This is a genomic window from Thiemannella venezuelensis (assembly GCF_014203605.1).
Lineage (GTDB): Bacteria > Actinomycetota > Actinomycetes > Streptosporangiales > Streptosporangiaceae > Planomonospora_A > Planomonospora_A venezuelensis.
On the sequence record NZ_JACHJJ010000004.1, the window covers coordinates 213,807 to 227,565 of the forward strand.

The 13,759-nt window shown below is 72.0% G+C and carries 10 protein-coding genes; 5 read left to right on the forward strand and 5 right to left on the reverse strand.

The annotated features are described in order from the left end of the window. Positions 1 to 35 precede the first annotated feature (35 nt). Genes FHS22_RS08655 through FHS22_RS08670 form a run of 4 tightly spaced genes read right to left on the reverse strand, consistent with a single transcriptional unit; the run spans position 36 to position 4,771 of the window. Positions 36 to 1,844 carry a glycoside hydrolase family 127 protein gene (locus FHS22_RS08655; RefSeq protein ID WP_184939962.1) on the reverse strand — a complete coding sequence of 603 codons (1,809 nt, stop codon included), beginning with the start codon at positions 1,842 to 1,844 and terminating at the stop codon, positions 36 to 38. Next, positions 1,837 to 2,601 (reverse strand): carbohydrate ABC transporter permease, encoded by a 765-nt coding sequence (locus FHS22_RS08660; RefSeq protein ID WP_184939964.1) that lies wholly within the window; start codon positions 2,599 to 2,601, stop codon positions 1,837 to 1,839. The genes FHS22_RS08655 and FHS22_RS08660 overlap by 8 nt, the downstream gene beginning before the upstream one ends. After that, complete coding sequence (locus FHS22_RS08665; protein ID WP_184939965.1) at positions 2,598 to 3,521, reverse strand: carbohydrate ABC transporter permease; 924 nt, start codon at positions 3,519 to 3,521, stop codon at positions 2,598 to 2,600. The genes FHS22_RS08660 and FHS22_RS08665 overlap by 4 nt, the downstream gene beginning before the upstream one ends. Then, positions 3,518 to 4,771: an ABC transporter substrate-binding protein gene (locus tag FHS22_RS08670; protein WP_184939967.1), complete on the reverse strand. Its 1,254-nt coding sequence runs from the start codon at positions 4,769 to 4,771 to the stop codon at positions 3,518 to 3,520. Before FHS22_RS08670 ends, FHS22_RS08665 begins: the two co-directional genes overlap by 4 nt. A 91-nt stretch (positions 4,772 to 4,862) precedes the next feature. Here FHS22_RS08670 and FHS22_RS08675 point away from each other — a divergent pair, with 91 nt between their 5' ends. The 5 genes from FHS22_RS08675 to FHS22_RS08695 all read left to right on the forward strand — a co-directional run bounded on the left by FHS22_RS08675 (position 4,863) and on the right by FHS22_RS08695 (position 12,536). Further along, positions 4,863 to 5,891 carry a LacI family DNA-binding transcriptional regulator gene (locus FHS22_RS08675; protein ID WP_338047663.1) on the forward strand — a complete coding sequence of 343 codons (1,029 nt, stop codon included), beginning with the start codon at positions 4,863 to 4,865 and terminating at the stop codon, positions 5,889 to 5,891. Between the two features lie 365 nt (positions 5,892 to 6,256). Further along, on the forward strand, positions 6,257 to 7,324 hold the full coding sequence (locus FHS22_RS08680) for a polyprenyl synthetase family protein (RefSeq protein WP_184939970.1): 1,068 nt from the start codon (positions 6,257 to 6,259) through the stop codon (positions 7,322 to 7,324). Between the two features lie 237 nt (positions 7,325 to 7,561). After that, on the forward strand, positions 7,562 to 8,980 hold the full coding sequence (locus tag FHS22_RS08685) for a family 2B encapsulin nanocompartment shell protein (RefSeq protein ID WP_184939972.1): 1,419 nt from the start codon (positions 7,562 to 7,564) through the stop codon (positions 8,978 to 8,980). Next, positions 8,980 to 11,178, forward strand: coding sequence for a terpene synthase family protein (locus FHS22_RS08690; RefSeq protein ID WP_221473398.1), 2,199 nt, complete (start codon positions 8,980 to 8,982; stop codon positions 11,176 to 11,178). Before FHS22_RS08685 ends, FHS22_RS08690 begins: the two co-directional genes overlap by 1 nt. Next, complete coding sequence (locus FHS22_RS08695; RefSeq protein WP_184939973.1) at positions 11,175 to 12,536, forward strand: family 2B encapsulin nanocompartment shell protein; 1,362 nt, start codon at positions 11,175 to 11,177, stop codon at positions 12,534 to 12,536. Before FHS22_RS08690 ends, FHS22_RS08695 begins: the two co-directional genes overlap by 4 nt. A 124-nt stretch (positions 12,537 to 12,660) precedes the next feature. On the opposite strand, the gene FHS22_RS08700 is transcribed toward FHS22_RS08695, so the two are convergent. Continuing rightward, positions 12,661 to 13,755, reverse strand: coding sequence for a LacI family DNA-binding transcriptional regulator (locus FHS22_RS08700; protein ID WP_184939975.1), 1,095 nt, complete (start codon positions 13,753 to 13,755; stop codon positions 12,661 to 12,663). Positions 13,756 to 13,759: the final 4 nt, after the last annotated feature.

A 13,759-nucleotide genomic window follows, 5' to 3' on the forward strand; every position in this document is an offset into this window, starting at 1 on the left:
CGCCCAGCCGGAGCCCGGACGGCGGAGGGGACGGGTCAGGCCGGCAACCAGACGCGCATGGCGGCCGGCCCCCGGTTGCCCCACCGGTGGTACGGCACCAGCCGCACGGCGGTCTCCTCGCCGTCCCCGGCGTCCCGCCGCTCCGGGCCGTACGGCCACCCGGCCCCGGCCGGCGGGCGGGACGACGCCCTGATCTCCAGCTCCACGACGCCGTCCGCGACGTGCTCGACCGGCGGTGCGAGCCGCGCGGTGAGCCCGGCGAGGTCCGGCCGGTCGCCCACCGACTCGGCGCAGTAAACCAGCGGTCCCCGCTCGACCGCCGCCGTCCCGCGCAGCGCGTCGATGCGAGGGTCCGGGAAGGTCCATCGCGGCGTCATCGGAAGGTCCAGCCGGATCTCGTCACCGGCCCGCCAGGGGCCGTCGAGCGCGACGTAGCCCGGCGGCGCGGACCGGGGCCGCGGGTCCGCAGGGCCGGTCCGGGCGACCACGGCCCCCTCGGCCCAGGCGGGGACGCGCAGCGAGATCCGCCCCGCGCCCCCCGAGACCACCCGCACGACCACCCCGCCCGACCACGGGTACCCGGTCTCCACCCGCAGCACCAGCCCGCCGTGCCGGATCTCGCCCGCCGCCGGATGGTGGATCTGCACCCCGTCCGCGTCGGAGGTCGCTACGTAGGCCGCGAACGAGGCCAGCGTCCGGGCGATGTTGTTCGGGCAGCACGACACGTCGAACCACGCCGACCGCAGTCCGCCCTCGGCCGAGTGGTTCACCCCGGCCGGCGGCTCGGCCGGCACCCGCACCTGCAGCGGGTTGGCGTAGAAGAACGACCGCCCGTCCAGCGCGAGCGCGGTGGCGAGCACGTTGTACAGCGTCCGCTCGGCCAGCTCGGCGTAGCGGACCTTCCCGGTCGCCAGGTGCAGCCGGTGCGCCAGCATGATCGAGGCGATCCCGGCGCAGGTCTCCGCGTAGGCGCGGTCCGGCGGCAGCTCGAAGTCGTCCCCGAACGACTCGTCGGTGCGGCGCGAGCCCATGCCGCCCGTCAGGTGCGTGCGCGCGGCGACCGTGCGCTCCCACTGGGCCTCCACGGCCTCCAGCAGCCCGCGGTCCCCGGTCTCGACGGCGACGTCCACGGCTCCGGCCGCCAGGTAGAGCGCGCGCACCGCGTGGCCGCGGAGCACGGGCGCCTGCCGTACGGGCAGGTCGTCCTGGAAGTAGGCGCGGCCGAAGGGGATCTCCGCCAGCGCCGGCCCGCCCCGGCGCGCCACGAACCCGGCGGCCAGCTCCAGGTAGCGTTCGGCGCCGGTGGCCCGGTAGAGCTCGACCAGCGCCATCTCGATCTCCGGGTGCCCGCACACCTCCCCGCCGCCGGCGAACCGCCGGCAGACGTGGTCGGCGGCCCGCCTCGCGGCCCGGGTCAGCTCGTCCTCGCCGTGCGTCCTGAGCCTGGCGACGCCCGCCTGGATCAGGTACCCGTGGCAGTACAGCTCGTGGCCCCACTCCAGGTCGGTGTAGCGGGCCCGGCTCCAGCGGGTGTTGAGGTAGCCGTCGTCCTCCTGCGCGGCGGCGACGGTCGCGGCCAGGCCGGGCAGGGCCGGATGATCGGCCCAGGCCATGGCCTCCAGCAGCTTGTAGATCTCCGAGTCGCTGAACTCCCTGCCGCGCCGGGGGAGCGCGCCGCGGAAGTTGCCGATCCAGCCCTCCTTCTCCATCCACTCCCGGCAGTGCGCGATCACCACCTCCCGGTTGAGCCGGACCCGGTCGCCCCAGAAGCCGGGTGCCAGCCGCACCGCGTCGAGACCGAGAGGGGACAGCACACCCGAGGACGGCAGGACAGGACTAGCCACGCAAGGCTCCAGACATGAATCCGCGCACGTAGTGGCGCTGCAGGACGACGAAGAGAATCAGGCACGGGACGGCCGTGACCATCACCCCGGCCTGCAGCATGCCGTAGTCGACGGCGCCGAAGGTGCGCTGCGTCATGTTGACCACGGCGACGGGCAGGGTGAACGACGATCCGTCGTTGAGCAGGATCAGCGGGGCGAAGAAGTCGTTCCACGACGCGAGGAAGGCGAACAGCCCCACCGTGACCAGGCCCGGCCGTACGGCGGGCAGCAGGATCCGCAGGAAGACGCGGAACGTGCCGCAGCCGTCGACCAGCGCCGCCTCCTCCAGCTCGCGCGGCACCGCCTCGAAGGCGTTGCGCATCATGTAGAGCGCGAACGGGAGCTGGAACATCACGAACACCAGCGAGAGCCCGGTCAGCGAGTTCTGCAGGCCCAGGTAGCCGAGCAGCACGTACAGCGGGATCAGGATCGTCGCGTACGGCACCATGAGGATCGCCAGCGTGACCAGGAACAGCAGGTTCTTGCCGGGGAAGTCGAAGCGGGCGAAGGCGTACCCGCCCAGCGCCGAGACGACCAGCGTGCCCGTGACCGTCATGGCCGACACCAGCACGCTGTTGGCCGCGTAGGTGTCCAGCCCTTCGCCGAAGCGGGCCATCTCCAGGTAGTTCCCCGGCTCCTCCAGCGACGCCCAGCCGCTCCACACCAGCGGGAACAGGAACAGCACGGCCAGCGCCGACACCGTCGTGTAGTACCTCACTCCGGCCTCCTCAGCACCCGCATCTGCAGCGCGTTGAGCGCGACGAGCGCCACCAGCAGCACCACCGACAGCGCGGCCGCCCCGCCCAGGTCGAAGCGGAAGAACGCGTCGCGGTAGATGACCATGACCATGGACACCGTGCTGTTGTCCGGGCCGCCGTTGGTGAAGATGAAGAACTGGTCGAACGCCAGCAGCGACCCGGTGACGCTGAGGATGAGCATGAGCGCGATGGTGGGCCGCAGCAGCGGCAGCGTGATCTTCGTGAAGATCTGCCACCGGTTCGCGCCGTCGCTCCTGGCCGCCTCGTAGACCTCGACCGGGATCGCCTGCAGCCCGGTGAGCAGGATGAGCATGTTGAACCCGGCGAAGCGCCACAGCACCAGCGCGATCGTGGAGAACAGCGCCATGTCCGGTGTGCCCGTCCACTTGACCGGCTCGTCGGTGATGCCCAGGGCCTGCAGGATCGGGTCGACGGGGCCGAAGTCGTTGTTGAGCATGCCGTAGAACAGCAGCGCGGCCGCGGCGAAGCCGACCGCGCCGGGCAGGAAGAACGCCGTGCGGAAGAAGCCCACGCCCGGCCTGCGCTCCTGCACGAGCAGGGCCAGGCCGAGGGCGAGCCCCGACAGCAGCACCGTGGTGATCGCGGTGTACTTGAGCGTGAACAGCACGGAGTCGAGGAACAGCGGGTTGTCGGAGATCTTCAGGTAGTTGCCGGGGGCGTTGAGCGCGGCGGGGCCGAGCAGGGGCCAGCGGTTCAGCGACATCCAGGCCACCAGCACCAGCGGGGCGAGGAACAGCGCGCCCACGACGGCGGCGGCCGGCGCCGCGTACAGCCAGCCCTGCGCGGACCTGCCGCGCCACCAGGCGGGCGGCGCGGCGGAGGTCCTTCGGTCCCCGGGCCGGGTGAGGAGCAGCGTCATTGCTGCAGCGACTTCGTGATCTCGGCGTTGAGCTGCGGGAGTCTGGAGACGTCGCCGAAGACCGCCTCGCGGGCCAGCCGCAGCCACGGGCCCTGCGGGTCGTTGAAGGTCTGCCCGAAGCGCAGCGCGTACGGCGTCCGCCCCTTGGCGACCAGCGAGTTGATCAGCACCACCCGCGGGTCCTCCGCGGAGTACTTGTTGCCGGCCAGGTCGGTGCGCGCGAGCACGTCCTTGTTCTTGGCCATGACCTCGATCTGCGCCTCGTCGGAGACCGTCCAGGCCAGGAACTCCCAGGCCGCGTCGGCGTGCTTCGTGGTGGAGGAGACGCCGACGGAGTCGCCGCCGACGAACGTGGACTCCCCGCCGTCCGGTCCCGCGATGGGCGCGACGCCGATCTCCATGTCCGCCGGCATCTGGCCGAGCGTGGTGGAGGGCATCGGCATGACGCCGATCCCGCCCCTGGGGAAGAAGCCGGTCCAGGTCGGGCCCTGCTCCTCCTTCGCGGTGGGGCCGGTGACCTTCTTCTCGTACAGGTCGCGGTAGATCTCGAAGACCTCGGTCATGGCCGGCCGGTCGTTGAGCGAGGTCGTGCCCCCGGCGTCCATGACCTGGCCGCCGGCCGCCCAGACCGAGGGCCAGAAGGTGAACACGTAGCAGCCGCCGCAGTTGCCTCCGAAGAACGTGCCGTGCACGGTGCCGTCCCCGCCCAGCTTCTCCTGTACGGCGGTGGCCTGCTCGGCGAACTCCTTGAGCGTCGCCGGCCCCTTCTCGGGGTCGAGCCCGGCCTTGGCGTACAGGTCCTTGTTCCAGAACCAGACCGACAGGTCGAGTGTGTGCGGCAGCGTGTACCGGCGGCCGTCCACCGTGCCGAGACTCATGTGCGAGGGCGCCAGCGCGTCCTTGTACGGCAGCGCGGCGATCCGGTCGGTGATGTCCAGGAACAGCCCCTGCGAGGTGTAGTTCGGGACGAAGATGACGTCCGAGGCGAACACGTCGGGAAGCTGCCCGGCACCCGCGGCCGCCGCGATGCGCGGCTGGTAGTTGTCGGTCGGGATGACGGTCAGCTTCACCTGGTTGCTGTGCGTGCTGTTGTAGGCCTTGACCAGGCGCTCGCTCTGCGCCTGGGTGGCGGCGCGCGTCCACATGCTGATGGTGACCGGACCGTCGACGGGTTCTTCCGCACCGCCGCAGGCCGCTGATGTTAGCGCTAACATGACGGTCATCGCGGCACCGGCCAATGATCGTCTCATGGCTGTCTCCTTCGCGCGGCCCCGAACTAAAAGGTTTTCGGAAACGTAGAAGAAACAAAGAGGTCTGTCAATGGGTGCTATGGTCAGCACCGTGAGTCTGCCGAAACGGGTTTCGAAAAAGGCGGAGCGGCGGGTCACCATCAGTGACGTGGCCTCCCTGGCGGGAGTCTCCGTCGCGACCGCCTCCAAAGCGCTCAACGGACGCCACGACGTGCGCGACTCGACCCGGCAGCGGGTGCTGGCGGCCGCGAAGGAGCTGGCGTTCCAGCCGAACGAGCTGGCCAGAGGACTGCTGTCGGGCCAGACGCGCACGGTGGGCCTGCTCACCTCCGACAGCATGGGCAGGTTCGGCATCCCGGTGCTGCTCGGCGCCGAGGACGCCTTCGGCGCGGGGGAGATGGCGGTGCTGCTGTGCGACGCGCGCGGCGACGCCATCAGGGAGCAGCACCACCTGCGGGCCCTGCTCTCGCGCCGGGTCGACGGCCTGATCGTGGTGGGGGAGAGCACCGATCCCCGGCCCTCGCTCAGCGGCGACGTGCCGGTGCCCGTGGTCTACGCCTACGGGCCGTCGGAGGATCCGCAGGACGTCTCCTTCGTGCCCGACGACGTGGGAGGGGCGATGCTCGCCGTACGGCACCTGCTGGACATGGGGCGGCGCTCGATCGCGCACGTGACCGGCCCGATGGACTACACCGCCGCCCGCGAGCGGGAGGAGGGGGTGCGTCTCGCGCTCGCCGAGGCCGGCGTGGCGCAGGCCGGCCGGACGCTCGCGGGGGAGTGGTCGCAGCGGTGGGGGCGGCACGCGGCCGAGCTGCTGCTGATGTCCACCCCGGACGTGGACGCGGTGTTCTGCGGCAACGACCAGATCGCGGCGGGGGTCGTGGAGACCGTCCGCGAGCGGGGGAGGCGGGTGCCCGGCGACATCGCGGTGGTGGGCTACGACAACTGGGAGATCCTGTCCACCGAGACCCGGCCCCCGCTCACCACCGTGGACATGAACCTGGAGGTGCTGGGCCGGACCGCCGCCCAGCACCTCTTCGCCGCCATCGGAGGCAGGGCGACCCCGGGCGTCCACCGGATGCCGTGCCGCCTGGTCATCAGGGAGTCGACCGCTCCGTGACGGGTGGTTCCCGTGCCGTGCCGTTCCGCTGCGATTCCTGCCGCGATGATTTCGGATGACGGTTTCATCCGCCGCCGGCGGGGTTATGCCGGCGGGGCGGCGCGCGCCCGGGAGAACGGCGTTCTCCCGGGCGGAAGGGAATCATCTCCGCCGCCGGATTCCTGTCGCATCATCGCGGTCGTCGCCGCTGGATCGCTGGTCACCGGCCTGATCCACCCATCGGGGGATCTCTTCGACTTATAGGATGCAAGGCTTTATTCATGTCATCGGTGAAAAAAGCCAATTATTGAAATGGCTATTTAAATTTCCTTGCTGACTATGTAGGTTTCCTTTTGTACAGCCGATCGTCAGCGAGGAGACCGCCCGTGACGGCGAAGGTTGCCGAGACGTCGATCACCGAGACCACCGACCGGGTGCGCGGTCAGGTGGAGGACCGGCTGAGCCGCTTCCTGGAGACGCACGCCGCCCCTGTCGACGACCCGGACGTGATCGAGGGATACCGGCTGCTCCGGGAGTTCGTCACCGCCGGCGGCAAGCGGATCCGCCCGATCCTGTGCTACTGGGGGTGGCACGGCGCCGGGGGCGGAGACGAGGACGCGGTGATCACCGCCGGTGCGGCGCTCGAGCTGTGCCACGCCGGCCTGCTCGTCCACGACGACGTCATGGACGGCAGCGACCTGCGCCGCGGGCGCCCGACGATCCACCGGAGCCTCTCCGGGCCCGGCCGGAAACCGTCCGGGCAGGCCTTCGGCGCCTCCGCGGCGGTCCTGCTGGGGGTGCTCGCCCAGGCGTGGGCCGATGAGCTGCTGAGCGACGTCGGCACGGACGGCGTGCACACCCGTGAGGCGCGGGCGCTGTTCGACCGGATGCGCTCGGAGGTGATCTGCGGGCAGTACCTCGACATCCTGGCGCGTGTCCGCGAGGCGGGAGCCGACCAGGCGTTCACGGTGATCCGCTACAAGACGGCCAAGTACACGGTCGAGCGTCCGCTGCAGATCGGCGGCGCGCTCGCCGGGGCCGGACCGGAGCTGCTGGAGGCGTACTCCCGGTTCGGTCTGCTGCTCGGAGAGGCGTTCCAACTGCGCGACGACATCCTGGGCGTCTTCGGCGACACCGAGGTCACCGGCAAGCCGGTCGTCGACGACCTGCGGGAGGGGAAGCGGACCGTCCTGATCGCGCACGCGTTCGCCCGGGCCGACGGCCCGCAGCGCGACCGGTTGCACGCCTGGCACGGCAACCCCGGGCTGGACGAGCGGCACGCGGCCGCCCTGCGGGAGGTCATCGCGGACACCGGGGCCCTGGCGCATGTCGAATCGCTGATCACCCAGCGGGTCGGCCAGGCGCTCGACGTGCTGGGCGACGGGGTGATCCCCGCGCAGACCTGCCGGGCGCTGGCGCTGCTGACCGACCGGTTGACCCACCGGGTCCGCTAGAGGAGCGGTCATGGCGTGCGGCCGGACGCCATGACCCAGGCGCGACCCCCTCCCCGCCCCGGGGCCTCTCCCGGAGGGGGCAGAACCGGCCCCCGCGACAACCCCGACCTTCGCCCGTACTCGCGGGCCCCGCTCGCCGGCCGAGCGGGGCCGGCTCCCCGACGACCGGCTCTCCGACGACCGGTTCTCCGACGACCGGTTCTCCGACGACCGGACAACACAGATGGGTGGTGCGCCATGACCGAGTCCACGCTCTCCAGTGATTCGCATGACAACCTCGACGGGTCCCACGGCCAGAGGCTCAGCCTGGGCACCAGGGCCGCTCGCAACCTGGCCACGACGGCCAAGACGCCGCCGCAGATGCAGGCCATCACCTCACGGCACCTGCTGCGGGCGCTGCCCTGGGTCGAGGCCGTCGGCGGCGCCTACCGCGTCAACCGGCGGCTGACCTACCAGGTCGCCGACGGCCGGGTGACCTTCGTCTCCACCGGCGCCCGGGTCCAGGTCATCGCCGCCGAGCTGTGCGAGCTCCCCGCCCTGCGCGGGTACGGCGACGCCGACGTGCTGGCGGACCTGGCGGAGCAGTTCGTCCAGCGCGAGTACGAGGCCGGCCAGGTGATGGTGGAGGCGGGAGACCCGGTGGACGAGGTCTTCCTGCTGGCCCACGGCAAGGTCGACAAGCTCGGCGAGGGCCCCTACGGCGGGCAGGCGCTGCTGGGAGTGCTCGCCGACGGCGACTACTTCGGTGAGCAGGCACTGGGGGACGCGGGCGCGACCTGGGAGTACACCGTCAGGGCGGCCACCGCCTGCACGGTGCTCGCGCTGCCCCGGAGCGCCTACGAGCGGCTCACCGCCCGCTCGGAAAGCCTGAGCGCGCACGTCCAGCGGCTCCAGGAGCACCCCGACCGGCCGCAGAACGCCTACGGGGAGGCGGATATCGCGCTGGCGGCGGGGCACGCCGGTGAGCCGGTGCTGCCGGGCACGTTCGTCGACTACGAGCTGAGCCCGCGGGAGTACGAGCTGAGTGTGGCGCAGACGGTGCTGCGGGTGCACACCCGGGTGGCCGATCTGTACAACGAGCCGATGAACCAGACCGAGCAGCAGTTGCGGCTGACGGTCGAGGCGCTGCGCGAGCGCCAGGAGCACGAGCTGGTCAACAACCGCGAGTTCGGGTTGCTGCACAACGCCGATCTCCGGCAGCGCATCCACACCCGGTCCGGGCCGCCCACCCCCGACGACCTCGACGACCTGCTCGCCACCGTCTGGAAGAACCCGACCGTCATGTTCGCCCATCCCAAGGCGATCGCCGCGTTCGCGCGCCAGTGCAACAGCCGGGGCATCTACCCGCAGAGCGTCGACGTCGGCGGGCAGAAGGCCCCCGCATGGCGGGGGGTGCCGATGCTGCCCTGCAACAAGATCCCGGTCACCGACGGCGGGCTGACCTCGATCATGGTGATGCGCATGGGCGAGAAGGACCAGGGGGTCGTGGGGCTGCGCCGTACCGGGCTGGTCGACGAGTACGAGCCCGGCCTGTCGGTGCGCTTCATGGGCATCGACGAGCACGCCGTCATCTCCTACCTGGTGACCGCCTACTACTCGGCGGCCGTTCTGGTGCCCGACGCCCTGGGCATCCTGGAGAGTGTCGAGGTGGCCTGATGCCCTCCTACGAGCTGCCGGACTTCTACCTGCCGTATCCACCCCGCCTCAACCCGCACCTGGAGACCGCCCGCGCGCACACCCGTGCCTGGGCCCGCGGCATGGGCATGCTCGACGACCCCGACATCTGGGACGAGCAGCGGCTGGAGGCCATGGACTACGGGCTGATGTGCGCCTACACCCACCCCGACTGCCCGGCCGCCGAGCTGGACCTGATCACCGACTGGTACGTGTGGGTGTTCTACTTCGACGACCACTTCCTGGAGACCTTCAAGAGGAGCAGGGACCTCGACGGCGCGCAGGCCTACCTGGACCGGCTCGACGCCTTCATGGCCGACGATCCGCCCGAGCCCGCCAACCCCGTCGAACGCGGCCTGGCCGACCTGTGGCCGCGCACCGTGCCGGCCATGTCGCCGTCCTGGCGGCGCCGGTTCGTCCGCGTCACCCGCGACCTGACCCAGGAGTCGATGTGGGAGCTGTTCCACATCGAACGCGACGCGGTCTCCAACCCGATCGAGTACATCGAGGAACGCCGCAAGGTCGGCGGCGCCCCGTGGTCGGCCGCCCTGGTCGAGCACGCGGCCGGCGCCGAGCTGCCGGCCCGGCTCACCGCCGGCAGACCCGTCCGGGTGCTGACCGAGTCGTTCGCCGACGCCGTGCACCTGCGCAACGACCTGTTCTCCTACGAACGCGAAGTGCGGCAGGAGGGCGAGCTGTCCAACTGCGTCCTGGTCTGCGAGCGGTTCTTCGACTGCGACACCCGCCGCGCCGTGGAGATCACCAATGATCTGCTCACCTCCCGGCTGCACCAGTTCGAGCACACCGCCCTGACCGAGCTGCCGGCCCTCTTCGTCGACGAGGGCGTCACGCCCGACGAGCAGGAGCGCGTCCTGCGCTACGTCAAAGGACTGCAGGACTGGCAGGCCGGCGGCCACGCCTGGCACACCGCCTCCAGCCGCTACACCCGGACGGGCCGCCCGGACGGGCCGCTCGGCATGAACGTCTCACGCGCCCACCTGACCGGCGCGGGCGGGCTGCGCAACCACGCCAGGACACCCGGCACCGAGGCCGCGGTCCGGCTGCCGCAGCCGTACATGCCGTTCCCCGTGCGCGACAACCCGCACCTGGAGGCGGCCCGGGCCGCCGATGCGGCGTGGTGCGCCGCGATGGGGTTCTTCGACGCCCTTCCCGGCATCCCGGCGACCGCCCTGTGGACCGAACGCCTGCTGGTCGGGTTCGACCTCGCCCTGTGCGCCTCCGGCATCGATCCCGACGCCTCGGCCGAGGAGCTCGTCCTGGCGACCAACTGGCTGGCCTGGGGCACCTACGGTGACGACTACTACCCGCGGGTCTTCGGCGCCGCCCGCGACCTGACCGGCGCGAAGCTCGCCAACCGGCGGCTGCGGCAGTTCATGCCGATCGACCTGACCTCGATGCCGGTGCCGCTCAACGCCCTGGAACGGGGCCTGGCCGACCTGTGGCCGCGCACCGCGGGGCCGATGCCGGCGGAGTCGCGGCGCGCCTTCCGCACCGCGGTCGAGGACATGATCGAAAGCTGGGTGTGGGAGCTGGCGGGCCACCTCCTCAACCGCGTCCCCGATCCGGTCGACTACATCGAGATGCGCCGCAGGACCTTCGGCTCCGACATGACGATGAGCCTGGCGCGGCTGGCCCCCGGCCGCGGCATCCCCGCCCCGTTGTACCGGACCCGCGAGTTCCTCGCGATGGCCGACACCGCCCAGGACTACGCCTGCCTGGTCAACGACCTGTTCTCCTACCAGAAGGAGATCGAGTTCGAAGGCGAGCTGCACAACGGCGTCCTGGTCATGCAGACCTTCCTCGGCTGCGACCCGCAGCAGGGCGTCGCGGTCGTCGACGCCCTGCTGACCTCCCGGATGAGGCAGTTCGAGCACGTCACCACCGTCGACCTGCCCGTGCTGCTCGACCGGATCGCGGCCGACGGCCCGATCCGCGAGGCGGTCGCCGGCTACGTGACCGAGCTGCAGGACTGGATGGCCGCCATCGTGCGCTGGCACCAGCGGACCCGGCGCTACCCCGCCTCCGAGCTGACCCGCCCCGCGCCGGTCCGCTGGATGCAGGGCCCCACCGGCCTGGGGAGCACCGCGGCGCGGATCACCTCGCTGGCGCCGGCCGCGAGCGCGGCCTCCGCCCGCCCCGGACCGGCGGGTGCACGATGACCGCTTCCGGCGCCGGAACCCCCCGGCTGAGTCTGGGTACGGCCGCCGCCCGCACCCTGGCCACGACGGCCAAGACGCCGCCGCAGATGCAGGCGATCACCCCCCGCCACCTGCTGCGGGTGCTGCCGTGGGTCGAGGTGGACGGCGCCTACCGGGTGAACCGGCGGCTGACCTTCACCGCCGGCGACGGCCGGGTGCCTCTCGTCTCCACCGGTGCCCGCGTCGAGGTCGTCCCGGCCGGGCTGCGCGAGCTGCCGTCCCTGCACGGCTACGGAGACGCGCGGGTGCTCGGCGCCCTGGCGGGCAGGTTCGTCCAGCACGAGCTGGAGGCGGGCGAGCGGGTGCCGCCCGGCCAGGTGGTGCTGGTGGCCCGCGGGAAGATCGCGGAAACCGGCACCGGAGCCTACGGAGGACGGCGCGTCCTGCGGGTCCTGGCCGACGGCGACCACCTGGGCGATCTGACCGGCCCGGCCGGCACCGGGCCGGACGGCGCGGCCGCGGAGGCCGTCACCTCCTGCACCGTGCTGGTGCTGTCCCGCGCGGATGCGGACGAGCTCGTCGCCGGCTCCGCCGGCCTCCGCGACCGGTTGCGCCGGCCCTCCTCCGACCGGCCCCGCAACAGGTACGGGGAGGCGGATATCGCGCTGGCGGCGGGGCACGCCGGTGAGCCGGTGCTGCCGGGCACGTTCGTCGACTACGAGCTGAGCCCGCGGGAGTACGAGCTGAGTGTGGCGCAGACGGTGCTGCGGGTGCACACCCGGGTGGCCGATCTGTACAACGAGCCGATGAACCAGACCGAGCAGCAGTTGCGGCTGACGGTCGAGGCGCTGCGCGAGCGCCAGGAGCACGAGCTGGTCAACAACCGCGAGTTCGGGTTGCTGCACAACGCCGATCTCCGGCAGCGCATCCACACCCGGTCCGGGCCGCCCACCCCCGACGACCTCGACGACCTGCTGAGCCGTCGCCGCAGATCCCACTGCTTCCTGGCCCACCCCCGCGCCATCGCCGCCTTCGGCCGCCAGTGCAACCGCCTCGGCCTGTACCCCGCCGTCACCGAGGCCGGCGGCGCCACGGTCATGGCGTGGCGGGGGGTGCCGGTGCTGCCCTGCGACAAGATCCCGGTCACCGACGGCGGGCTGACCTCGATCATGGTGATGCGCATGGGCGAGAAGGACCAGGGGGTCGTGGGGCTGCGCCGTACCGGGCTGGTCGACGAGTACGAGCCCGGCCTGTCGGTGCGCTTCATGGGCATCGACGAGCACGCCGTCATCTCCTACCTGGTGACCGCCTACTACTCGGCGGCCGTCCTGGTGCCCGACGCCCTGGGCATCCTGGAGAGCGTCGAGGTGGACACGTGAACGGTGAGCGCCCCGCCTGACGGGGAGCCGGCGGGGACGCGGGCGGGCACGACGGCGGGGCCGGTGCGATGGCCGTCCCGGCGGGGACCCGGGCGGGACGACCCGGCGAGGGCCGGTGCGGCGGTCAGGAAGCGGGCGGGGCGACCGAGGAGCGCATGACGAGGCGGGAGCGGAGCGTGTGCATCTCCCGGCGGGGCTCGGCCCCGCCGATGGTGTCGAGGAGCACCTCGGCCGCCTTCGCGCCGAGCCGGTGCACGGGCTGCTCGATCATCGTCAGGGGCGGGTCCATGACCGCGGCCCACGCGCTGTCGTCGAAGCCGATCAGCGCGACGTCGTGCGGGTAGGCGAGCCCCGCCGCCCGCAGGGCCCGCAGCGCCCCCGTCACCGCCTCGGTCTCGGTGCAGAACAGCGCGGTCATCCGGTCGGGGAGGGCGAGCATGCGGGCGACCTCCTGGGTCACCCGCTCCTCGGTCTTCCGGCCGACCATCACCAGGTCGGGGTCGAAGGGGATGCGCGCGTCGTCGAGCGCGTCGAGGTATCCGCGCAGGCGCTCACCGTCGGTCCACAGGTTGCGGGAGGCCTCCGCCAGCAGTTCCCGCCGGGTCGCGGGAACCTGCGCGGCGGGCGGTCCCCACACGAACCCGATGCGGCGGTGCCCGGCCGCGATGAGCGTCTCGACCGCCTCCCGCGCCGCGTCGCGGTTGTCGATGACGACCGCGTCGAGGTCGAGCGAGGCGACCGCCCGGTCGACGAGGACGACGGGCACGCCCCGGTCCACGGCCGCCCGGATGTGCGCGACCTCGCCCGGGCCGACCGCGGTCGACGCGACGATGACGCCGTCGACGCGCTTGTCGATGAGCACGTTCACCGCCGCGATCTCCTCATCGAGGTCCTCGTAGGTGCTCAGCACGATCGTGTCGAACCCCCGGGCCCGGGAGGTGTCGGAGATGCCGCGCATCACGCCCGCGAAGAAGGGGTTGCCGATGTCGGCGAGGATCACTCCGAGGGTGTGGCTGACGCCCGTCGACATGCTGCGGGCGAGCGCGTTCGCGCGGTAGCCGAGCTTGTCGGCCGCCGCGAGCACCCGCTCCCGCATCTCCGGGCTGACGTATCCGTACCCGCCGAGCGTGCGGGCCGCGGTCGCGCGGCCGACGCCGGCCTCGGCGGCCACTTCGGAGATCGTCGGCCGCGCCGGCATCTCGTCCCGGTCAGACGGCATGGAT